Source organism: Achromobacter spanius, assembly GCF_002966795.1.
Lineage (GTDB): Bacteria > Pseudomonadota > Gammaproteobacteria > Burkholderiales > Burkholderiaceae_B > Achromobacter > Achromobacter spanius_D.
The window spans coordinates 767227-787305 of the sequence record NZ_CP023270.1 but is presented as its reverse complement, the minus strand read 5'-3'; the positions used below and the strand labels follow the sequence as shown (position 1 = coordinate 787305).

22 protein-coding genes are annotated in these 20079 nt (G+C 65.6%); 13 read left to right on the top strand and 9 right to left on the bottom strand.

The window, feature by feature from the left end; genetic code table 11:
* Positions 1 to 13 precede the first annotated feature (13 nt).
* Positions 14 to 643 (bottom strand): FMN-dependent NADH-azoreductase, encoded by a 630-nt coding sequence (locus CLM73_RS03560; RefSeq protein WP_105237342.1) that lies wholly within the window; start codon positions 641 to 643, stop codon positions 14 to 16.
* A gap of 196 nt (positions 644 to 839) precedes the next feature.
* On the opposite strand from CLM73_RS03560, the gene CLM73_RS03555 reads away from it, so the two are divergent.
* Positions 840 to 1775 (top strand): LysR family transcriptional regulator, encoded by a 936-nt coding sequence (locus CLM73_RS03555; protein ID WP_105237341.1) that lies wholly within the window; start codon positions 840 to 842, stop codon positions 1773 to 1775.
* On the opposite strand, the gene CLM73_RS03550 is transcribed toward CLM73_RS03555, so the two are convergent.
* From CLM73_RS03550 to CLM73_RS03525, 6 genes are all read right to left on the bottom strand, one after another.
* Positions 1769 to 2698: a 2-hydroxyacid dehydrogenase gene (locus CLM73_RS03550; RefSeq protein ID WP_105241367.1), complete on the bottom strand. Its 930-nt coding sequence runs from the start codon at positions 2696 to 2698 to the stop codon at positions 1769 to 1771. The two genes, CLM73_RS03555 and CLM73_RS03550, sit on opposite strands and share 7 nt — an antisense overlap.
* A 107-nt stretch (positions 2699 to 2805) precedes the next feature.
* Positions 2806 to 4329, bottom strand: coding sequence for a tripartite tricarboxylate transporter permease (locus CLM73_RS03545; RefSeq protein ID WP_105237340.1), 1524 nt, complete (start codon positions 4327 to 4329; stop codon positions 2806 to 2808).
* 6 nt (positions 4330 to 4335) lie between these two features.
* Positions 4336 to 4764: a tripartite tricarboxylate transporter TctB family protein gene (locus tag CLM73_RS03540; RefSeq protein WP_105241366.1), complete on the bottom strand. Its 429-nt coding sequence runs from the start codon at positions 4762 to 4764 to the stop codon at positions 4336 to 4338.
* A 271-nt stretch (positions 4765 to 5035) separates the two neighbouring features.
* On the bottom strand, positions 5036 to 6568 hold the full coding sequence (locus CLM73_RS03535) for a sensor histidine kinase (RefSeq protein WP_199778246.1): 1533 nt from the start codon (positions 6566 to 6568) through the stop codon (positions 5036 to 5038).
* The gene (locus CLM73_RS03530) at positions 6569 to 7255 is read right to left on the bottom strand and encodes a response regulator (RefSeq protein WP_056327910.1); all 687 of its coding nucleotides are present in this window, start codon (positions 7253 to 7255) and stop codon (positions 6569 to 6571) included.
* Complete coding sequence (locus tag CLM73_RS03525; RefSeq protein WP_056327909.1) at positions 7236 to 7808, bottom strand: RNA pyrophosphohydrolase; 573 nt, start codon at positions 7806 to 7808, stop codon at positions 7236 to 7238. The genes CLM73_RS03530 and CLM73_RS03525 overlap by 20 nt, the downstream gene beginning before the upstream one ends.
* 65 nt (positions 7809 to 7873) lie before the next feature.
* On the opposite strand from CLM73_RS03525, the gene CLM73_RS03520 reads away from it, so the two are divergent.
* The 10 genes from CLM73_RS03520 to CLM73_RS03475 all read left to right on the top strand — a co-directional run bounded on the left by CLM73_RS03520 (position 7874) and on the right by CLM73_RS03475 (position 16934).
* A complete protein-coding gene (locus CLM73_RS03520) occupies positions 7874 to 9604 on the top strand; it encodes a proline--tRNA ligase (protein ID WP_105237339.1) in 1731 nt (576 codons plus the stop codon).
* A gap of 58 nt (positions 9605 to 9662) precedes the next feature.
* The gene (gene ybgC, locus CLM73_RS03515; RefSeq protein ID WP_056564208.1) at positions 9663 to 10085 is read left to right on the top strand and encodes a tol-pal system-associated acyl-CoA thioesterase; all 423 of its coding nucleotides are present in this window, start codon (positions 9663 to 9665) and stop codon (positions 10083 to 10085) included.
* A 2-nt stretch (positions 10086 to 10087) separates the two neighbouring features.
* Complete coding sequence (tolQ, locus tag CLM73_RS03510; RefSeq protein WP_056564211.1) at positions 10088 to 10768, top strand: protein TolQ; 681 nt, start codon at positions 10088 to 10090, stop codon at positions 10766 to 10768.
* A complete protein-coding gene (gene tolR, locus CLM73_RS03505; RefSeq protein ID WP_105237338.1) occupies positions 10768 to 11226 on the top strand; it encodes a protein TolR in 459 nt (152 codons plus the stop codon). Before tolQ ends, tolR begins: the two co-directional genes overlap by 1 nt.
* 40 nt (positions 11227 to 11266) lie before the next feature.
* Entirely contained in the window at positions 11267 to 12433 is a 1167-nt protein-coding gene (gene tolA, locus CLM73_RS03500; protein WP_105237337.1) for a cell envelope integrity protein TolA, read from the top strand.
* A gap of 16 nt (positions 12434 to 12449) precedes the next feature.
* Positions 12450 to 13775 (top strand): Tol-Pal system beta propeller repeat protein TolB, encoded by a 1326-nt coding sequence (gene tolB / locus CLM73_RS03495; RefSeq protein WP_105237336.1) that lies wholly within the window; start codon positions 12450 to 12452, stop codon positions 13773 to 13775.
* 31 nt (positions 13776 to 13806) lie between these two features.
* Entirely contained in the window at positions 13807 to 14307 is a 501-nt protein-coding gene (gene pal, locus CLM73_RS03490; RefSeq protein ID WP_056564223.1) for a peptidoglycan-associated lipoprotein Pal, read from the top strand.
* A gap of 85 nt (positions 14308 to 14392) precedes the next feature.
* The gene (gene ybgF, locus CLM73_RS03485; RefSeq protein WP_105237335.1) at positions 14393 to 15082 is read left to right on the top strand and encodes a tol-pal system protein YbgF; all 690 of its coding nucleotides are present in this window, start codon (positions 14393 to 14395) and stop codon (positions 15080 to 15082) included.
* Positions 15082 to 16125 (top strand): FecCD family ABC transporter permease, encoded by a 1044-nt coding sequence (locus CLM73_RS03480; protein ID WP_105237334.1) that lies wholly within the window; start codon positions 15082 to 15084, stop codon positions 16123 to 16125. Before ybgF ends, CLM73_RS03480 begins: the two co-directional genes overlap by 1 nt.
* The gene (locus tag CLM73_RS03475) at positions 16122 to 16934 is read left to right on the top strand and encodes an ABC transporter ATP-binding protein (RefSeq protein ID WP_105237333.1); all 813 of its coding nucleotides are present in this window, start codon (positions 16122 to 16124) and stop codon (positions 16932 to 16934) included. Before CLM73_RS03480 ends, CLM73_RS03475 begins: the two co-directional genes overlap by 4 nt.
* 18 nt (positions 16935 to 16952) lie before the next feature.
* Here CLM73_RS03475 and CLM73_RS03470 read toward each other — a convergent pair whose 3' ends face one another.
* Entirely contained in the window at positions 16953 to 17450 is a 498-nt protein-coding gene (locus CLM73_RS03470; RefSeq protein ID WP_105237332.1) for a YbaK/EbsC family protein, read from the bottom strand.
* A gap of 139 nt (positions 17451 to 17589) precedes the next feature.
* Between CLM73_RS03470 and CLM73_RS03465 the strand changes: the two genes are divergently transcribed.
* The gene (locus CLM73_RS03465) at positions 17590 to 18399 is read left to right on the top strand and encodes an alpha/beta fold hydrolase (protein WP_105237331.1); all 810 of its coding nucleotides are present in this window, start codon (positions 17590 to 17592) and stop codon (positions 18397 to 18399) included.
* Between the two features lie 12 nt (positions 18400 to 18411).
* On the opposite strand, the gene CLM73_RS03460 is transcribed toward CLM73_RS03465, so the two are convergent.
* On the bottom strand, positions 18412 to 18882 hold the full coding sequence (locus CLM73_RS03460) for an Lrp/AsnC family transcriptional regulator (RefSeq protein ID WP_056564235.1): 471 nt from the start codon (positions 18880 to 18882) through the stop codon (positions 18412 to 18414).
* 244 nt (positions 18883 to 19126) lie between these two features.
* On the opposite strand from CLM73_RS03460, the gene CLM73_RS03455 reads away from it, so the two are divergent.
* Positions 19127 to 20074, top strand: coding sequence for a DMT family transporter (locus CLM73_RS03455; RefSeq protein WP_234015801.1), 948 nt, complete (start codon positions 19127 to 19129; stop codon positions 20072 to 20074).
* Positions 20075 to 20079: the final 5 nt, after the last annotated feature.

Sequence of the window (20079 nt, the reverse complement as noted above, 5' to 3'; positions counted from 1 at the left end):
CAGCGCCGCCGGGTCAGGCGGCGAGCGAGGCTTCGCTGGCGGCCGGCAGCAGCGCGTCGATGCGTTGCTTGGCCAGGGCCAGTCCCTCCAGCGCGGCCACTTCGCCCATGGCCATGCCTTCCGCGGCGATGAAGGTGACTTCGGTCATGCCCAGGAATGCCAGCATCTGGCGCAGGTACGGCGTCATCGTGTCGGAGGGCGTGCCTTCCGCCTTGCCGCCGCGTGCCGTCAGCACGACCACCTGTTTACCCTTGACCAGCCCCTCGGGCACGCCTTCCGACGTATAACGGAACGTGACGCCGGCGCGCGCCAGGTGATCCAGATAAGACTTGAACTGCGCCGGCAGATTGAAGTTGTACACGGGCACGGCGAAGACGATGCGGTCGGCTTCCATGAGCTCGGCGACGAGGGAGTCGCTCAGTTCCACCAGACGCTGCTGTTCGACGGTGCGCGATTCGGCCGGCGTGAACAGGGCGCCCGCGGTATTGCCGTCGAAGTAAGGAATGGGTTGCGCACCGATGTCGCGGACCTTGATGGCAGAGGCCGGATTGGACGCCTTGACGCGGGCGATCAGGTGATCGGCCAATTGCTTGCTGTTGGAACGTTCGCCGAGAATCGAGGAAAGGATGACCAGGGTTTTCATTGCAGATATCTCCAGTGGGCCCGCCCGGGGTGGACGGTCTGGATCTGTCAGCGCCGCACCCGTCAAGATGATCGGGCGGGGCCTTGCCGCTTGGGCGGCGTTGGCAGATCCGTTGTGCATGGCGACACTGTAGTGGGACCGATTGAATACATAAATACGGGTATGATGAACTGTTCGTTCCAAATATAGAACAATCATGCAAGATCTCAATGACCTCTACTACTTTTCGCAAGTCGTCGAGCAAGGAGGCTTCAGCGCCGCGGCGCGCGCGCTGGACATTCCAAAATCCCGTCTATCCCGCCGCATATCCCACCTGGAAGAAAGCCTGGGCGTGCGCCTTTTGCAGCGCACGACACGCCGGCTTCGGCTGACGTCCGCCGGCGAGCGCTACCTGCACTACTGCCGGGAGATGGCCGCGTCGGCGCGGGCGGCGGACGATGCCATGCGGCAATTGCAGGCGGAGCCGACCGGCCCCGTGATCGTGAGCTGCCCCGTGTCGATCGCGCAGGACGTGTTGGCCCCGCTGCTGCCGGAATTCCTGGATGCGTGGCCCGCGATATCGGTGCAATTGCTGGTGACCAACCGGCGGGTGGACCTGATCCGCGAAGGCGTGGACCTGGCGCTGCGGGTGCGCACGAAGCTCGACACGGACGCGGAACTGGTTGTCCGGCACCTGGGCACGGCGCGCGGCACGCTGGTGGCAAGTCCCGGATATCTGCAGCGCCACGGCGCGCCGGATACGCCGCAGGACCTGGCGTCGCATGTGACGCTGAGCTTCAGCGATCCGCAAAACGAAGTGCGGTGGCCGCTGCGCAATGACAAGGGCGAAGAGGTGCAGATCGAATTGAAGCCGCAACTGTCGTGCAACGACTTCATCGTGCTGACGGAAGCGGCCGTGCGTGGACGCGGCATCGCGTTGCTGCCGTCGATTGCCACGCAGGAGGAACTGCGCCGCGGGCAACTGGTGCCGGTGCTGCCGCAATGGCAGTCGCCCGAGGGCATCGTGCACTGCATCTATCCGTCACGGCGGGGCATGATGCCCGCCGTGCGGACGCTGCTGGATTTTCTGTCGCAGCGTTTGCCCTCGATGTACCAGCGGCTGGAGAAAGCCGTGACGCCCGCGCCTCAGTAGCCGCGCGAGCGCTCCACCACGCCGGTGATGGATTCGCCGCGCATCAGTTGCGCGACCTTGCCGGCGATCTGTTCGATGCTTTCGTCGCGCAGCGTGCGCGCGGCGATATGCGGCGTAACGTGGACGCGCGGGTCGTGCCAGAACGGGTGGTCTTTCGGCAGCGGTTCGGTGCGGAAGACGTCGAGCGTGGCGCCCGCGATTTCGCCTTCTTCGAGCATCTGCACCAGATCATCTTCGACCAGATGCTCGCCGCGCCCCACGTTGACCAGATGCGCATCGGGCAGCAACTGCGACAGCGTCTCGCGGTTCAGGATGCCTTGGGTATCGGGCGTCAGCGGCAGGACGTTGACCAGAAAGCGCGTGCGGCCGAGGAAGGCGGGCAAGGCGGCCTCGCCGGCGAAGGATTCGACACCGGGAATCTCGCGCGGCGAGCGCGACCAGCCGGCAACGGGATAGCCGAATTCGGCCAGCGTCTGCGCAACGCGCGCTCCGACCTGCCCCAGCCCAAGAACGCCCACGGGCCAGTCGGCCTGCCGGGTGCCTTCGCGCGTGTCCCAATGCTGGCGTGCCTGCGCCTGGTCGAAGGCTTCGAAATCGCGCGAGACGCGCAGCAGCGCATACAGCGCGTATTCGGCCATCTGCACCGACATGCCGGCGTCTTCGAGGCGCACGATGCGCACGTGTGCGGGAATCTCCGGCATCTTCAGCAAGGCATCGACGCCCGCGCCCAGATTAAAGAGCGTCTGCAAGCCGGTTTCGTGCTGGAAGAGCTGGGCTGGCGGGCGCCATACCAGCGCGACCTCCGCACCAGACGGCGGGCCGTCGGGATTCCATACCGAAATACGGCAACCGGGCATGGCGGCCTCGAGGCGAGGCACCCAGGCGTCAGGATCGTGATGGGGACAAGCAAAGAGAATGTGCATGGTGGCAGCGGGCTGGCGATGAAAACCCAAAGCATGAGGGATGCCGCCGCACAAATCAAATGGCCCGGCAAAAGCCGGGCCGCGTGTAGCACATGCAAGGCGAGGAATCAGGCCGTCTGCGGCACCTGGGGTTTGTTCTTGCCCTTGTTGCGGCGCACGAAGGCCCAGACCTGCAGCGCGATCAGCAAGGCGCTTGCGCCAATGAACCACGCGCTGATCGGACGTTCGACGAACACAGCCAGGTCACCGCGCGACAGCAGCAGTGCACGGCGGAAGTTCTCTTCGACCATGGGGCCGAGCACGAAGCCCAGCAGAATGGGCGCCACCGAGAACTCCAACGTCATCAGCACCGCGCCGATCACGCCGAAGGCCAGCACTTCCCAGATCTGGAAGAGACTGTTCTGCGTGCTGTAGACGCCCACCGCGATGAAGAACAGCGCGGACGGGAAGAGGTAGCGGTAAGGCACTTGCAGCAGCTTGACCCACACGCCGATGAGCGGCACGTTCAGCACCATGAGCAGCACGTTGCCCACCCAGAAGCTGGCGATCAGGCCCCAGAAGATGTCCGGATGCTCGGTGATGAGCTGCGGGCCGGGCTGGATGCCCTGGATCAGCAACGCGCCCAGGATCAGCGCCATCACGGCGTCGCCCGGAATGCCCAGGCTCATCGTCGGGATGAAGTCGACCTGCGTCTTGGAGTGCGACGAGGCTTCCGGCGATGCCACGCCGGCGATCATGCCGGTGCCGAACTTCTCGGGCGTCTTGGAGACCTTGCGTTCCAGCGCGTAGGCGACGAACGTGGTGATGGTCGGGCCGGTGCCGGGCATGGCGCCGAACAGTGTGCCGACGGCCGTGCCGCGCACCATGGGCCAGAAGGCGGTCTTCAGTTCCTGCTTGCTGGGCCGCATGTCGCGCAGACGCAGCTTGGCGCCGCTGCCGATGATGGTCATGCGGTTCACGCTCATCAGGAAGTCGGCCACGCCGAACAGGCCCATCGAGATCGCGACCAGCTCCAGGCCATCGGAGAGGTCGAGCAGGCCGAACGAAAACCGGATGGTGCCCGTGTTCACGTCGGTGCCGACCACGCCGCACATCAGGCCGAACAGCGTCATCGCCACGCCCTTGAGCGGCGAGCCGCGGGACATAGTGGCGCCTGCCAACAAGCCCAGCAGCATGATCGAGAAGATTTCGGTCGGGCCGAACTTGAACGCGATCTCCACCAGCAGCGGCGAGGCAAAGATCATGACGATGATGCCGACCGACGCCGCGAAGAACGAGCAGATCATCGTGATGCCGAGCGCTGTTCCGCCCTTGCCCTGCTTGGTCAATGGATAACCATCAAGACACGTGACCGCGTGCGGCGGGTGCGAAGGCAGGTTGAGCAGGATGGCGCCGATCGCGCCGCCGTACTGCGAGCCATAGAAAATGCCGGCCAGCATCAGGATGGCGGGCACGGGCTGCATGACGTAGGTCAACGGCAGGAGGATGGAAATCGCGGACAGCGCGCCCATGCCGGGCAGCACGCCGATGAGGTTGCCCACCAGCACGCCGAAGAACGACCACATCAGGTTGTGCCATTGGAACGCGACGCCGAAGCCGTACCAAAGGTCTACCAAAGCTTGAGAAATCATGGCGTATCAACCCCAGCGGAACAGCGGAAGCTGCAGTTGCAGCGCCCACCAGAAAACGACGACCGCGATCGCGGACATGGCGATCGACAGCAGGATGGCCTGTTTGATCGTGTTCTTGCGGTCGCCCAGCGCCGAGATGAAGACGATGGCGAACGTGGCGGGCAGCAGGCCGCCGTAATGGCCCAGCAGCAGGAAGGCCAGGATGCCGAGCAGAATGCAGACGCTGCCCCGGATATCGGGCATGCCGGTGGGGTGGCCTTCAGCGGGCGCGGGCGCCGCGGGTTCCGCCGAGCGTGCGGACATCGCGATCAGCAAGCCGGTCAGCGCCAGCAGGCCGCCGAGCGCCGCGGGAAAGAAGCCCGGGCCCATGTGGCTGAGCGAGCCGATGTGATAGTCCGTGCCGCCATACACAGCGGCCAGGCCGATCAGGACCATCAGCGCACCGCCGTAATAGTCCTTTCTGTTGATTGTCTTTTTCACTTCCGTCCTCCTTCCTTGTACCGGACCGCGCCGGCCTTTCATGCGCTGCACGAAGCGGACAGCGCCCGGCCCCTGACGACAGGCCGGACCGCAGATTACGGAAGGAAGCTGCTAATCCGCTTTCTGTGCGCTGTCGCATTCCTGAATTCGGGGGTTATCCCTGATCGGCAGGCGCGGTGTGCGCGAAAAAAGCGGGAAGTGAAGAAGCGGGCTTGGGGTTCGCCCGTTATTGATCGCCCTTGAGCTGGACCTCGGCGGGGCGCGGGTACTGCGACACGGTGGGCGCCAGCGGCAGCCACAGCACCGACGCGAGGCCGACGCCGCCCTGATCGTTGGGCTCGCCATCGCGCAGTTCGATGTCGCCTTCGTTGCGCCGGGCGTAGGCGCGTGCGATGCCCAGGCCCAGGCCGGAACCGGAGGAGGTCACCGGCTTGTCCGTGCCCACGCGCTCGAAACGCGTGAATGCGCGCGTGCGCATGATGGGCTCCAGGCCGGGCCCGTTGTCGGATACGGCGACCTGGACACGGCTGTCGGTGCGGCACACGGAAACCGTGATGCGCGCGCCGACGGGTGCGTAATGGATGGCGTTGTGCACGAGATTGGACAGGGCCTCGTGCAGTTCGGCCTCGTTGCCGGACACCGGCACCGGCGTGTCCTGGCCGTCTTCGGCGTCGGCCTGCACCCAGCCCAGGTCCTGCTGCTTTTCGTGCGCCAGCGGCAGGTACTGCAGCACGACTTCGCGCGACACGGCATTCATGTCGAGCAATTGGCGCGGGGTCTGGCCGGCCTGGTGGGCGTGCGCCAGCGACAGGAGCTGCTCGGTCAGCCGGCGCGTGCGCCCGAGCTGGTCGACGATGGCGCGCAGCCCTTCGCGCGCCCGCGTGGGATCGCGTTCACGCAGGGTGTATTGGGCCTGCGTCAGCATGATGGCGAGCGGCGTGCGCAATTGATGCGAAGCGTCGGCAAGAAAGTTGGATTGCTCGTCCAGCACCCGCCGGTAGCGGGCGATGTGGTGATTGACGGCTTCGACGAGCGGCGCGACTTCGCTGGGCACGCGCGAGGCGTCCAGCGGCGTCAGGTCGTCGGGCCGGCGTCCGCGGATGTCGGCCTGCAACCGGCGCAACGGCTTCAAGGCCCAGGACACGCCCCACCAGACCAGCAGCACGACGAGCGCCAGCATCCGCGAATCGCGCAGGATCTCCTGGCGCCGCGCATTGTTCTCGGCCTCGATGCGCTTGCCGGTGCTTTCGGCCACGACGACCAGCACCTGGCGATGCTGGCCCTGGTAATAGAGATCGCGCACCACGGACACGACGCGCACGGGGTCGTTGCGGTACACGCTGTCGTAGAAGATGGGTTGGCCGTTGGACCGGGGCCAGGACGGCGGACGCGGCATCTCCGGCATGCCGAGCAGCGTCTTGCCCTGCGTCGGCGGCACGGGCGCGCCGTCCGGCAGGGGCGGATCGATTTCCTCGATGCGGAAATACTTGCGCAGGCCCGCCCGCGATTCGAGCATGACCTGCGCATAGAGCGGCGTGGCCACCTGCAGGTTGCCGTCGGGCGTGAATTCGAGGCTGCTTTCCAGCACGCGCGCCGGTTCGACCAAGGCGCTGTCATAGGCCTCGTTGGTGATCTCGGCCAGGGTTCGGTAGTCGTTCAGGCTGTCGATGACGAGCAGCACCACCACCCCGGGCAGCAGCAAAATGATGAGAAGCGCGCGGATGCCGACGCGCGGCAGTCCGGGTATCCGCAGGCTCACTTAGGGTTCCGCGGACTCGCTGGCGACGCTTTCCAGCATGTAGCCCAGCCCGCGCACGGTCACGATGCGCACGTCGCTGCCGGCCAGCTTCTTGCGCAGGCGGTGCAGCACGACCTCGATGGCGTCCGGATTGGCTTCGCTGTCGTGCGTGAAGACCTTGCCGAACAATTGCGACTTATCCACCGGATAGCCGCTGCGCGTCAGCAGCGCCGCCAGGGCGGCGTGTTCGCGCGGGGTCAGGAACAGCAGCGATCCGTCCAGCGTGAACGCACGGCTTTCGCTGTCGTAGGACAGGGAGCCGCATTGCAGGCGCGGATGCTGGCGGCCGCGGCTGCGGCGCACGAGCGCCGTCAGACGGGCTTCGAGTTCTTCGAGCGCGAAGGGCTTGGTCAGGAAGTCGTCGGCGCCCAGATTCAGGCCGCGCACGCGATCCTGCAGCGCGCCCTGCGCGGTCAGGAGCAGGACGGGCGTGCGGTCGTCGCGGTTGCGCATTTCCCGGAGGACGACCAGGCCATGCTTGTCGGGCAGGCGCAAGTCCATGACGATGGCATCGTATTCGGTGCCCGCCATGAAGGCTTCGGCCGTGCGCGCGTCTGCCGCGTGATCGGGCACGAATCCGCTCTGGGCGAGCGCGCGCATCAGCCAGGACGCCATGTCCCGTTCGTCTTCAACCAACAATATGCGCATGACCGTCCGTTCCTTCGGGCAAATTCTCTGCTGCCCGCTGACCATGCACCCGTTGGCGCAGGTAGCGGGTTTCGTGATGGCGCCGAAAGAGGATAGCCGACAACTCGTTCAACGCCTGGGTATAGACGTCTCGCTTGAACTCGATGACGGCATCCAGCGGAACCCAGTACTGGCTCCAGCGCCAGGCGTCGAATTCCGGATGCTGCGTCGCGCGCAAGCAAACATCACTGTCACGTCCCACCAGGCGCAACAAGAACCAAATCTGTTTTTGTCCTTTATAGTGGCCACGCCACTCACGCCGGACAAAGTGATCGGGCACGTTATAACGTAACCAATCGCGTGTACGCCCCAAAATACGGACATGCTCGGGCTTCAGGCCCACTTCTTCATGGAGTTCGCGATACATGGCCTGCACCGGGCTTTCGCCATACTTGATGCCGCCCTGGGGGAACTGCCACGCATGTTCCCTGATACGCTTGCCCCAAAAGACCTCGTTTCTAGTGTTGACGAGAATGATGCCGACATTGGGGCGGTAGCCTTCGCGGTCAAGCATGGGCCACCCCCACCGAATTCAATACAATTACGGTCGATTATACGTATCTGCTGCCACCTTTAAACATGCGCGCATCCAACTACCACATCAACACCCTCAAAGAAGCCCCGTCCGAAGCGGAAGTCGCCAGCCACCAGCTGATGACCCGCGCCGGGATGATCCGCAAGCTCGCGGGCGGCATCTACACCTACATGCCGCTGGGCCTGAAGGTCATCCGCAAGGTCGAGGCGATCATCCGCGAAGAAATGAACGCGGCGGGCGCCATCGAGTTGCTGATGCCGGTGGTCCAGCCGGCCGAGCTCTGGCAGGAATCCGGCCGCTGGGAGCAATACGGCGCCGAACTGCTGCGCATCAAGGATCGGCACCAGCGCGATTTCGTGCTGCAACCGACATCCGAGGAAGTCATCACGGACATCGCGCGCAATGAAATCCACAGCTACCGCCAGCTGCCGCTGAACTTCTATCACATTCAGACCAAGTTCCGTGACGAGCGCCGTCCGCGCTTCGGCCTGATGCGCGGCCGCGAGTTCACGATGAAGGACGCGTATTCCTTCGACCGCGACGAAGCCGGCGCCCAGAAGAGCTACGACACCATGTTCGCCGCCTATATGCGCATCTTCGGCCGTCTGGGCCTGGAGTTCCGCGCGGTGGCGGCCGACACGGGCTCCATCGGCGGCACGCGCAGCCATGAGTTCCAGGTGATCGCCGACACGGGCGAAGACCTGCTGGTCTACAACGCGGACTCGGACTACGCCGCCAACATCGAGCTGGCCGAGGCCCCGAGCCTGTACCCCTCCCGCGCCGCCGCCGCGCAGGCGATGGAAGACGTCGCGACGCCCGGCGCCGCCAAGTGCGAGGACGTGGCCAAGCTGCTCGGCATTGCGCTGGAACGCACGATCAAATCGATCGTCCTGGCCACCGACGGCGAAAAGGGCAAGGTCGACATCTGGCTGCTGCTGCTGCGCGGCGACCACGAGCTGAACGAAATCAAGGCGGGCAAGCTGCCGGGCCTGGCGGGCTTCCGCTTTGCCACCGAAACCGAGATTGTCGAGTACTTCGGCTGCAAGCCCGGCTACCTGGGCCCGGTCAAGACGGCCAAGCCGGTCCACGTGATCGCCGACCGCACCGTGGCCAACATGGCCGATTTCGTCTGCGGCGCCAACCGCGAAGATTTCCACACCCAGGGCGTGAACTGGGGCCGCGACCTGCCCGAACCCGAGCTGGTTGCCGACCTGCGCAACGTGGTCGCCGGCGACCCCTCGCCCGACGGCAAGGGTGCGTTGTCGATCCAGCGCGGCATCGAAGTGGGCCACGTCTTCTACCTGGGCAAGAAATACTCCGAAGCCCTGAAGGCGACCTTCCTGGACGAAACCGGCAAGCCGGCCGTGCTGGAAATGGGCTGCTACGGCATCGGCGTGACCCGCATCGTGGGCGCTGCCATCGAACAGAACCACGACGCGCGCGGCATCATCTGGCCCCGTGCGCTCGCGCCGTTCGAGGTCGTGATCTGCCCGGTGGGCTGGGGCAAAAGTGAAACGGTGCGTGACACCGCGCAAAAGCTCTATGAATCCCTGCTGGCGCGCGGCGTGGATGTCATCCTGGACGACCGTGACGCCCGCCCCGGCGTGATGTTTGCCGAGTGGGAACTGATCGGTGCGCCCCTGCGTGTAACAGTTGGAGAACGCGGCCTGAATGATGGTGTGGTGGAATTGCAGGCCCGTCGGGAAACCGAAGCGGCCAAGATTCCGGTAGAGTCCGCGCTTGAAGCCGTGCTGACCAAGCTCGACACGCTCTAACCCTATAGTTGCTACGGACTTCCCGCGTCCCGATCTGCATCATCATCATTTGAGTACCGTGACCGATCCGAAGTCCGCCGAATCCACCCTGCAAGTCCGCGTCTACTACGAAGACACGGATGCCGGCGGGGTGGTTTTCTATGCCAACTACTTGAAATTCCTGGAGCGGGCCCGCACCGAATGGCTGCGCGACCTGGGCGTCAACCAGTCCGGACTGGCCGCCAGCGAGCAACGGCTGTTCGTTGTCCGCGCCTTGGATATGTCCTACCGCAAACCGGCCAGGCTGGACGATTTGCTTACCATACGCAGCCGAGTCACCAAACTGGGCCGCGCTTCGATACACTTCGCGCAGCGCGCGGAGCGCAACGGGGAACTGCTTGCCGAAGGCAACATCCAAGTCTGTTGCGTCGATGCCGTTCACATGCGGCCGGCGGAGTTGCCGGCTGACATTCGCGCAAAACTGGAATTCATTCAGGAATAACCATGCAAGTCACCAACGACATGTCGTTGCTTTCGCTGATTTCGCACGCCAGCGTGCCGGTCCAGCTCATCATGCTGATGCTGTTGGGCATCTCGATCATGTCCTGGACCTACATCTTCGCCAAGCGCATGGCCATCAAGCGGGCGCATGACCAGACGCGCCGCTTCGAAGACGACTTCTGGTCGGGCGGCGACCTGTCGATGCTGCAGCAGGCCGTGGCCTCGCGCCGCGACGAGCAAGGCGCCCTCGCCCGCATCTTCGATGCCGGCATGACCGAATTCCTGAAGGCCCGCCGCGGTAACGCCAGCGGCGACGCCACCGCCGTGCTGGACGGCCCGCGCCGCGCCATGCGCGCCGCTTACCAGCGCGAAATGGACTCGCTGGAATCCCACCTCAATTTCCTGGCGTCCGCCGGCTCGGTGTCCCCGTACATCGGCCTGTTGGGCACGGTCTGGGGCATCATGCACGCCTTCATCGGCCTGTCGAACATGCAGCAGGCCACGCTGGCCTCGGTGGCCCCCGGCATTGCCGAGGCACTGATCGCCACCGCGATCGGCCTGTTTGCCGCCATCCCGGCCGTGGTTGCCTACAACCGCTTCACGAATGACATCGACCGCATCTCGATCCGCTTCGACAGCTTCGTCGATGAATTCCTGAACATTCTGCAACGGCAGGTGCGCTAATGCCCTCGGTGAGCTCGCGCGGCAGGTCCGGCCGCCGCATGAAGGCCGACATCAACGTGGTGCCGTACATCGACGTGATGCTGGTGCTGCTGGTCATCTTCATGGTGACCGCGCCCCTGATCACGCCCGGGCTGATCCAGCTGCCGTCGGTGGGCGCCGCCTCCGACGTGCCGGTCAAGCCCCTGGAAGTCCAGATTTCGGAAGACGGCAAGATCGCGCTGCGCATGCGCGAAGCCGGCGCCACCATGCAGGACATCGCGCGCCCCGAACTGGTCGCGCAAGTGCGTTCGCGCATTACCGCGGAAACGCCGGTAGTGATCGCCGCCGACGGCAAGGTGCCCTACGAGACGGTCGTGAAGGTCATGGACGAGCTGCGCACCAACGGCATCACTCGCCTGGGCCTGCTGGTGGACCAGTCCGGCGCCGCCTCCCAGCCCGTCCCCGCCAAGAAACGCTAACGCGCCGCCATCCGCCGGCCCTGGCCGGCATGCACCGCACATGACGCCACCCATAATTCGACACCGCAGCGGCCCGCCGGCCACCCCGCCCAACAACGACAACCGGAATTCGCTGATTCTGGCTGTGGCGGTGCACCTGCTGCTGCTGGTTGCCCTGATCTTTGGCGTGAACTGGCATACCGAGAACCCTGGCCCCGTCCAGGTACAACTCTGGGCAGACGGCAATTCGCCCGTCTCGCCGCCGCCCACGCCCCAGCCCGAACCCCCCAAGCCGCAACCCAAGCCCCAGCCCGAGCCGGAGCCGGAAAAGACGCCTGAGCCGCCTCCTCCGCCTCCCCCGCCGCCGCCTCCCGAGCCCGAACCGCAGGTTCAGGCCAAGACCGAGGAAGTCGATCCCGAGATCGCCATCCAGGAAGCCAAGAAGAAGCGCGAGCAGGAAGAGAAGGCACGCGAAGCCGCCGAGGCCGCCAAGGAAAAGGCGCGCCTCGAGGAAGAGCGCAAGCAGGCCGAGCTGAAGGAAAAGAAGCGCCTGGAGCAGGAACGCCAGGCCGCCGAGAAGGCCGCGGCTGAAAAGGCTGCCGCCCAGAAAGCGGCGGCCGAGAAAGCTGCCGCCGAGAAGGCCGCTGAGAAAGCCGCCGCTGAAAAGGCCGCTGCCGAGAAGGCCGCAGCTGAGAAGGCGACTGCCGAGAAGAAGGCCAAGGAAGAAGCCGCCAAGAAGGCGGCTGCTGAGAAGGCCGCTGCTGAAAAGGCCGCTGCCGAGAAGGCCGCCGCCGAAAAGGCGGCTGCGGAGAAGGCTGCCGCCGAGAAGGCTGCGGCTGCCAAAAAGGCCGCCGCCGACAAGGCGCTGAAGGACGCGTTCCGCAACGACGCCCTGGGCGCAGCCGGCATTCCCGGCGGCACCGCCGACCGCAACCAGGCTGGCGGCGGACGCGACAGCGGCTATGGCGCCAAGGTCCGCGCCTGCGTGCAACCCGGGGTGGCGTATCCGCCCCCGCCCCGCAGCGGCTCGGGGAATCCGACCGCGCAATACCGGGTACAGTTAGGTTCTGACGGGAAGGTGAATGGCGTTACGTTGACCAGTTCTTCTGGCAACTCCGGTTTCGACCGCGCGGTCGAGACGGGCATCCGCCGTTGCAATCCTTTCCCGAAGCCCTCGACGGGCCGCTACGAACCCATTATTGACGTTGTCTACAGAATGTATGACTGACAGGAGATTGACGAACATGACTCCCGCTTATAGTCGACGAGTACCCACTCTCGCGCTCTGGAGAGCGTATGGAATCGGACTGCTGATGGTGGCGCTTGCCTGCCTGATGGCCATGAAGCCCGCTCACGCACAACTACGTGTCGACATCTCCGGCACCGGCGCCACCCAATACCCGGTGGCCATCGCCGACTTCGCCGTTGACGACACCCACGGCCGCGCGCTGGCCGAAGTCATCCGCGCCGACCTCACCCGTACCGGCCAGTTTCGCCTGATCAACGCAGCCGGCTCCGGCCTGAACGTCGATTCCCCGATCGCCCACGACGATTGGCGTGGCAAGGGCGCCGACTTCATCGCCTACGGCAGCATCACCCGCGGCGCCGATGGCCGCTACGACGTGCGCTACCGCCTGGCCGACACGGTCAAGAAGTCGCAGCTGGACGGCGTGGCCTTCTCGGGCACCGAGCAGGAACTGCGCCGCGTGGCCCACCAGATCGCCGACCGCATCTACGAAAAGATCACCGGCGTTCGCGGCGTGTTCTCGACCCGTATCGCGTACGTGCTGAAGAAGGGTTCCACCTACGAACTGCAGGTGGCTGACGCCGACGGCCAGAATCCGCAGGTCGCCCTGCGCTCGCGCGAGCCGATCATTTCGCCGTCCTGGTCGCCCGATGGCGCCAAGCTGGCCTATGTGAGCTTCGAGTCCGGCAAGCCCGTCGTCTACGTGCACACGCTGGCCACCAGCGCCCGCGCACCGGTCGCCAACTTCAAGGGCAACAACAGCGCCCCCGGATGGTCGCCTGATGGCAGCAAGCTCGCCGTCGCCCTGACGCGAGACGGTTTGTCGCAAATTTACGTCGTTAATGCGGCCGATGGCTCGAATCCGACCCGAGTTACGCGTTCTCCCGGGATTGACACCGAGCCGAGCTTTACGCCTGACGGCGCTTCCATTATCTTTACGAGTGACCGCAGCGGCGGGCCGCAAATCTATCAGACCGGCTCGACAGGCGGCGACGCTCGCCGTCTCACGTTTAATGGTGGTTACAACATCTCACCCCGAATTTCCCCCGACGGATCGACGCTGCTGTACGTTGCAAGACGAGACGGCGCGTTTCGAATCGCATCCCTGAACTTGTCCACTGGTGCCGAAGCCTTGCTGACTGATGGTCGTGACGATCAGTCGCCCAGCTTTGCGCCCAACGGAATGCAAGTACTCTACGCCGCCATCCAAAATGGCCGTAGCGTGCTGGCAGGTGTGTCAAGCGATGGACGCGTGCGACAAACGCTTTCGGTACTGAACGGGGAAATACGTGAACCGACTTGGGGCCCATTCATTACCCGATAACACGTGTGACTCTCTTTGCAAAGGAACTATCATGAAGTCGCGCATTGCCAAAAGCCTAACCATCGCCGCTCTGGCTGCCGCCCTGGCAGCTTGCAGCTCCGTCCCTCTCGACGATAAAGCGGGTCAGGGTGGAGGCGCTGGCCAAGGATCTTCGGCCTCTGGCCAAATCCTTGATCCGTTTAACCCCCAAAGCATCCTGGCGCAACAGCGCTCGGTGTACTTTGATTTCGACAGCTACACCGTGTCGGACCAATACCGTGGCCTGGTCGAAACCCATGCCAAGTACCTGGCTTCGCACCAACAGCAGAAGATCAAGATCGAAGGCAACACCGACGAACGCGGCGGTGCTGAGTACAACCTGGCCCTCGGCCAGCGTCGTGCCGACGCCGTGCGTCGCATGATGACCCTGCTGGGCGTCAGCGACAACCAGATCGAAACCATCAGCTTCGGCAAGGAAAAGCCGCGCTCGACGGGTACGACTGAAGCCGACTTTGCCGAAAACCGCCGCGCCGATATCAACTATCTGCGTTAAGCTTTTCGCTTAGTCTGGAGCCCTACCTAGCGTCGGGACGGCCAGCCGGCCGTCCCGACGTTTGTTTTTATCCCCGGGAATATTCATGCGCGATTACGTTCTGCCCCTGCGTCCCCTGATTGTGGCCACTGGCCTGGCGCTTGCCGCCCTCACGGCCCCCGCTCACGCTTTTTCCGACGATGAAGCCCGCAAGGCCATCCTGGATTTGCGCCAGCAGGTGCAGCAGCAGAACGAGCAAAGCCAACGCGCCAAGCTGCAACTGGCCGACCAGATCCAGTCGTTGCAGCAGGAAATCGCCCAACTGCGCGACCAGCTTGAACTGGTGTCGCGCCAGCAACCGAGCGCCAAGCCGGGCACCGCGCCGGGCAGCGCCAATCCCCCGGGCGCCTCCGCCGGCGATCCCCAGGAACAGACCGCCTATGACGGCGCAATGGATCTGTTCCGCAAGGGTCAATACAAGGAAGCGGCTGAATCGCTGGCCGCCTTTACCGCGCTTTATCCCAACAGCCAGCTCGCGCCCAGCGCCCAGTTCTACCAGGGCAGCAGCCGCTATGCGCTGAAGGACTTCAAGGGCACCATCGAGCAACTTAATGCCATGGTCCAGAAGTCGCCGGATAACGCCCGTGCGCCCGACGCGCTGCTGATCATTGCCGGCAGCCAGATCGAACTGAACAACCGTGCCGGCGCCAAGACCACCTTGCAGCGCATCGTGCGCGACTACCCGACCACGCCGGCCGCCACCACGGCCAAGAGCCGGCTGCAACTGCTGCAGTAATGCGGCACGCCGCAAGCGCGGCAGGCGCTTACCGCCACATTCTTCGCCGCCGGGCGGGGCTGATTGCCCTGCTGCTGGCGGCGATTCTGTTTGCGCTGCTGATCGACTTCACCGTGGGCCCGTCCGGGCTGCCCTGGCGCGCGCTCTGGCAGACGCTGGTCGCACCGGCCGACGCCGATCCGACCTACCGCGTGATCGTCTGGGACATCCGCCTGCCGTCCGCCCTGATGGCCGCCCTGGTGGGCATGGCGCTGGGCCTGGCGGGCGCCGAGATGCAGACCATCCTGAACAATCCCCTGGCCAGCCCGTTCACCCTGGGCGTGTCGTCGGCCGCCGCCTTTGGCGCGTCGCTGGCGATCGTGCTTCAGCTCGGGCTGCCGGGCATTCCCGCCGGCTGGCTGATTGCCGCCAACGCCTTCCTGTTTGCCCTGCTGGCCGCGCTGCTGCTCGATGCGGTGGCCCGCTGGGGCGGCATGAATACCTCTGGCGTCGTGCTGTTCGGCATCGCCATGGTGTTCACCTTCAATGCGCTGGTGTCGCTGGTGCAGTTCACCGCCAGCGCCGAAGCCTTGCAGAACCTGGTGTTCTGGACGATGGGCAGCCTGGCGCGATCAAGCTGGACGACCGTGGGCGTGCTGGCGCTGGCGTTCGCGGTGGCACTGCCGCTGGCCATGCGGCAATCCTGGAAGCTGACCGCCTTGCGGCTGGGCGAGGACCGCGCCGCGAGCTTCGGCGTGGACGTACGCCGCGTGCGGGTATCGGCGCTGGCGCGCGTGAGCCTGCTGTCCGCGCTGGCCGTGGCCTTCGCCGGGACCATCGGCTTCATTGGTTTGGTGGCGCCGCACATCGCGCGCCGGCTGTTCGGCGAGGACCACCGCTTTTATCTGCCGGGCAGCGCCTTGATGGGCGCAGTGATTTTGTCACTGGCGTCCATTGCGTCCAAGAATCTGATGCCAGGTGTGGTGGTGCCCGTGGGCATCGTGACCGCGTTGGTCGGCATTCCGTTCTTCGTTTCCGTCGTGCTGCGCAGGCAGTTGCCATGACAGCATCGGCACACTCGACCCCATCTGCCGGACTGGCGGTGCACGCGCTGACGGCCGGGTACGGACGCGAGGACGTCCTGCACGACCTGTCTATCCCCGCGCTCGCCGCGGGCGAGGTGACGGCGCTGCTCGGTCCCAACGGGAGTGGCAAGTCGACATTGCTGAAAGCGTTGGCGGGCCTGGTTCGGCCCCGGACGGGAAGCGCCGCGCTGGACGGGCTGGACCTGACCCGGCTGGACCACGGCGAGCGCGCGCGCCACGTGGTGTATCTGCCGCAGAGCCTGCCCGCGGCGGTGCACCTGCGGGTGTTCGAGTCGGTGCTGGTGGCGGCGCGCGCCAGCGATGCGGCGGCGGGCCCCGTGGATCTGCAGGCCATCGACCACCTGCTGGCGCGGCTGGGCATCGCGCATCTGGCCCTGCACTATCTGGACGCGCTGTCCGGCGGGCAGAAACAACTGGTGGGCCTGGCGCAGGCGCTGATCCGCCATCCGCGCGTGCTGCTGCTGGACGAACCGCTATCGGCCCTGGATTTGAACTACCAATTTCACGTCATGCGGCTGCTGCGCCAGGAGACGCGCGAGCATGGCCTCATCAGCCTGATCGTCCTGCACGACCTGAACGTGGCCCTGCAGCATGCGGACCAGGCGGTAATGATTCACGAGGGACGCCTGCACGCCGCGGGCGCGCCGGCGGACGTCATTACGCCGGATTCGCTGGCGGCCGTCTATGGCGTGGAGGCACGGGTGGAGTCGTGCTCGCAAGGCCGGCGGCAGGTGCTGATCGACGGGCTGCAGGCACACCCCGGCTGACCGGGGCGGGCCGGAGGTTCAGGCCCGCAGCGCCACATCCGCGACCGGCGCGCCGGTCATGTCCGCCAATTGGGCCGGCGTCAGGTTGAACACGGTGTGCGGATGGCCGGCGGCGGCCCACAGGCTTTCGTAGTTGAAGAGATCCGCGTCCAGCAGCATCACGGGCTTGACCGCGTGGCCGATGGGGCAGACGCCGCCGATGGCGTAGCCGGTCATGTCGCGCACGAAACGCGCATCGGCTTTGGCCAGCGGCCCGACCTGCGCGGCGACCTTGGCTTCATCCACGCGATTGGCGCCGCTGGCGATGACGAGCACCGGCGCGTCGTCGGTGGCGCGGCGAAAGATGATGGACTTGGCGATCTGGGCGACTTCGCAGCCCAGGCCCGCAGCCGCTTCGGCCGAGGTCTTGCCCGACTGGGGCAGCACCACGACGGGTTTGTCGTGCCCGATGTCCACCAACAGGCGCGCAACGCGTTGGGCGGATTCCGGCAAGGCGGCGATGGATTCTGGCGACATCGTTGAAAACTCCGTTCAAGAAAACAGGCGCGCGCGGACTTGCGCCGGCGTGCCGCAGACGAGTGTATCAGCGTCCGGCACGCCCGCCGCGGCGCCATGCCGGGCTAGAATGCGGGCCTGGCTCCACGTCCCGATCTCCATGCGTTCCGAACCCGTTCTGCCCCTCCAAACCGCGTCCGTCGGCGGTTACGCCATGTCCTACACCGAGTACGGCAGCGGCACGCCGCTGGTGCTGGTGCATGGCTCGCTGTCCGACGCCCGCTACTGGAAGTCGCAGATGGCGCCGCTGGGGCGTTCGTTCCGGGTGCTGGCCGTGTGTCTGCGCCGGTATTGGCCTGAAACCTGGGATGGCGAAGGCGGCGGCTTTTCGGTCGAGCAGCATGCCAGCGACGTGCTGGAATTCATCGACACGGTGGCCGGCGGCCCGGCCCATCTGGTGGGCCATTCGCGCGGCGGCCGCGTCGCGCTGGAAGCGGCCCTGCGACAGCCCGATTCGCTGCGCAGTCTTACCCTTGCGGACCCCGGCCTGTCGCTGCCGGGGTGCAAGGATGAACGCGGCGGCTTTCGCCAGCGCGCCCTGATGCTCATCCGGCAGGGCGACATCGAAGAAGGCCTGGCCCTGTTCGTGGACACCGTGACCGGACCCGACACCTGGCAGCGCATGGTGCCGTGGTTCAAGGAGATGGTGCGTGACAACGTGGGCACGCTCTTCGGTCAGGTGGACGAGCAGCCTGACACCTTGACGCCCGCGCAGATCGGCAGCCTGACGATGCCGGTCCTCTTGATCGGCGGCGCGCTCAGCCCGGCGCCCTATCCGGCCGTTCTGGACGCGCTGGCGCAGTGGCTGCCGCAAGCCCAGCGTTTGGATATCGTGGGCTCATCGCACGGCATGAACCTGGGCAATCCGCGCGCCTTCAATGGCGCCATCCAGGAATTCATCGGCGGCTGAATCGCGCACCCGTCAGGGTTCGACAGACGGCGTGTGTTTCAAGCGGCGCAGCACAAAAGTGGAGCGGCTGTGCCGCACGCCACGCAGCTTGTACAGGCGCTTACGCAGGAACTCCTCGTAGCCCTCCGTGCCCGCCACGGCGACCTTGATAAGGTAGTCGTACTCGCCCGTCACCAGAAACGCCTCGACCACTTCGGGCAGGCGACTGATCTCTTCGCCAAAGCGCGCCAGCGTATCGTCGTCGTGGTGTTCCAGCGTGACTTCGATCATCACCGTGTCCGGAAGCCCCAGCGCCTTCTGGTTCAGCAAGGCCGCATAGCCTTCGATCACGCCCGCCTCTTCCAGCGCCTTGACGCGGTTCCAGCACGGCGTGGGTGACAGGCCTACCGTTTCGGCCAGCTTCAGGTTCGTCAGCCGCCCGTCCGCGCGCAGCGCGCGCAGGATCTTGCGGTCGGTTTCATCGAGTTTGGGCAATGTGGGCATTGTTGGCGATATATGAAGACAGAATCCCTGCGATATCGAATTCTACAAAAATAAGATTCTTCATATCGCGCCAAACAGCTGGGAATCAGGAAACCTATTTTGCGCATGGGCACGTAGACTTTCCCCAAGGCGCGCACCTATCCCGCGCGTCCCGATTCGGCGCTCTTGCTGCGGCACAACCCGGCAGGCGCGCCGGCAGTTCCCACGCAGCACGCCCGCGCGCCGATCCGCGCGGCTGGAAATCATGCCCAACGCAGCAGCACCCGCAAAATCCGGTCTCGGCCTGTCCGGCGCCGTCATGCTCTTCAGCGCCCCGGCGCTATTTGCCTCGAACATGGTGGCGGCCCGCTGGGCCCACGACGCCAATCTTCCCCCCGTTTTTCTCGCGTTCGGCCGCTGGCTGATCGCCCTCCTGATCCTGCTGCCCTTTGCGATCCCCGCCTTACGCGCCCATCGCCAGGCGCTGTGGCGAGGCTTACCGGCGCTGTTACCGCTGGCCGTGCTGGGGATGGGCGTGGCGGTGGCGCCGCAGTACATCGGCGCGCAAACCACCAGCGCCACCAACATCGCGCTGATCTTCTCTTGCAGCCCGCTGCTGGTGACGCTGCTGGAAGCGGTGATCTGGCGCAAGCCGCTGTCCGCGCCGCGCGCGGCCGGCCTGGCGCTGGCGCTGGGGGGTGTGTTGGTGGTGCTGACACGCGGCGACGTCAACGTGCTGGCCCGGCTGGCGTTCGGCCAGGGCGACCTGTGGGTGCTGCTGGCGGCCACCGGTTGGGCGTTCTACACGGTGCTGCAAAAGCGTCTGACCCTGCCGGCGGTGCCCGACAGCGCGCGTTTGGCGACGATGATGCTGGGCGGTGCACTGGCCCTGGCGCCGTTTGCGGGCATTGAAGCGGCCGCCGGCATGGCGCCCCCCTGGACGGACCCGCGCCTGGCGGCCGTGCTGCTGTTTCTGGCGGTGGTGCCGAGCCTGGGCGCCTATTACGTGTACGGCCGGCTCATCGGCCTGGCCGGTCCGGCGACCGCGGGTCTGTCGATGTTTCTGGTGCCGGTCTACGCGGCGCTGCTGGCGTGGCCGTTGCTGGGCGAGGCGCCGCAGCTTTTTCATGCGTATGGCTTTGCGCTGATCCTGCTGGGCGTGAAACTGGCCGCGTCGCGGCTGCGCCCGGCGGCGGCCGCAGCCGCCGCCTGAAGTAC

What these genes read in the sequence shown, in the direction of transcription:
- CLM73_RS03560 (WP_105237342.1), bottom strand. Translation starts at nt 643, where the DNA reads ATGAAAACCCTGGTCATCCTTTCCTCGATTCTCGGCGAACGTTCCAAC.
- CLM73_RS03555 (WP_105237341.1), top strand. Translation starts at nt 840, where the DNA reads ATGCAAGATCTCAATGACCTCTACTACTTTTCGCAAGTCGTCGAGCAA.
- CLM73_RS03550 (WP_105241367.1), bottom strand. Translation starts at nt 2,698, where the DNA reads ATGCACATTCTCTTTGCTTGTCCCCATCACGATCCTGACGCCTGGGTG.
- CLM73_RS03545 (WP_105237340.1), bottom strand. Translation starts at nt 4,329, where the DNA reads ATGATTTCTCAAGCTTTGGTAGACCTTTGGTACGGCTTCGGCGTCGCG.
- CLM73_RS03540 (WP_105241366.1), bottom strand. Translation starts at nt 4,764, where the DNA reads ATGGTCCTGATCGGCCTGGCCGCTGTGTATGGCGGCACGGACTATCAC.
- CLM73_RS03530 (WP_056327910.1), bottom strand. Translation starts at nt 7,255, where the DNA reads ATGCGCATATTGTTGGTTGAAGACGAACGGGACATGGCGTCCTGGCTG.
- CLM73_RS03525 (WP_056327909.1), bottom strand. Translation starts at nt 7,808, where the DNA reads ATGCTTGACCGCGAAGGCTACCGCCCCAATGTCGGCATCATTCTCGTC.
- CLM73_RS03520 (WP_105237339.1), top strand. Translation starts at nt 7,874, where the DNA reads ATGCGCGCATCCAACTACCACATCAACACCCTCAAAGAAGCCCCGTCC.
- tolQ (WP_056564211.1), top strand. Translation starts at nt 10,088, where the DNA reads ATGCAAGTCACCAACGACATGTCGTTGCTTTCGCTGATTTCGCACGCC.
- tolR (WP_105237338.1), top strand. Translation starts at nt 10,768, where the DNA reads ATGCCCTCGGTGAGCTCGCGCGGCAGGTCCGGCCGCCGCATGAAGGCC.
- tolA (WP_105237337.1), top strand. Translation starts at nt 11,267, where the DNA reads ATGACGCCACCCATAATTCGACACCGCAGCGGCCCGCCGGCCACCCCG.
- tolB (WP_105237336.1), top strand. Translation starts at nt 12,450, where the DNA reads ATGACTCCCGCTTATAGTCGACGAGTACCCACTCTCGCGCTCTGGAGA.
- pal (WP_056564223.1), top strand. Translation starts at nt 13,807, where the DNA reads ATGAAGTCGCGCATTGCCAAAAGCCTAACCATCGCCGCTCTGGCTGCC.
- ybgF (WP_105237335.1), top strand. Translation starts at nt 14,393, where the DNA reads ATGCGCGATTACGTTCTGCCCCTGCGTCCCCTGATTGTGGCCACTGGC.
- CLM73_RS03480 (WP_105237334.1), top strand. Translation starts at nt 15,082, where the DNA reads ATGCGGCACGCCGCAAGCGCGGCAGGCGCTTACCGCCACATTCTTCGC.
- CLM73_RS03475 (WP_105237333.1), top strand. Translation starts at nt 16,122, where the DNA reads ATGACAGCATCGGCACACTCGACCCCATCTGCCGGACTGGCGGTGCAC.
- CLM73_RS03470 (WP_105237332.1), bottom strand. Translation starts at nt 17,450, where the DNA reads ATGTCGCCAGAATCCATCGCCGCCTTGCCGGAATCCGCCCAACGCGTT.
- CLM73_RS03465 (WP_105237331.1), top strand. Translation starts at nt 17,590, where the DNA reads ATGCGTTCCGAACCCGTTCTGCCCCTCCAAACCGCGTCCGTCGGCGGT.
- CLM73_RS03460 (WP_056564235.1), bottom strand. Translation starts at nt 18,882, where the DNA reads ATGCCCACATTGCCCAAACTCGATGAAACCGACCGCAAGATCCTGCGC.
- CLM73_RS03455 (WP_234015801.1), top strand. Translation starts at nt 19,127, where the DNA reads ATGCCCAACGCAGCAGCACCCGCAAAATCCGGTCTCGGCCTGTCCGGC.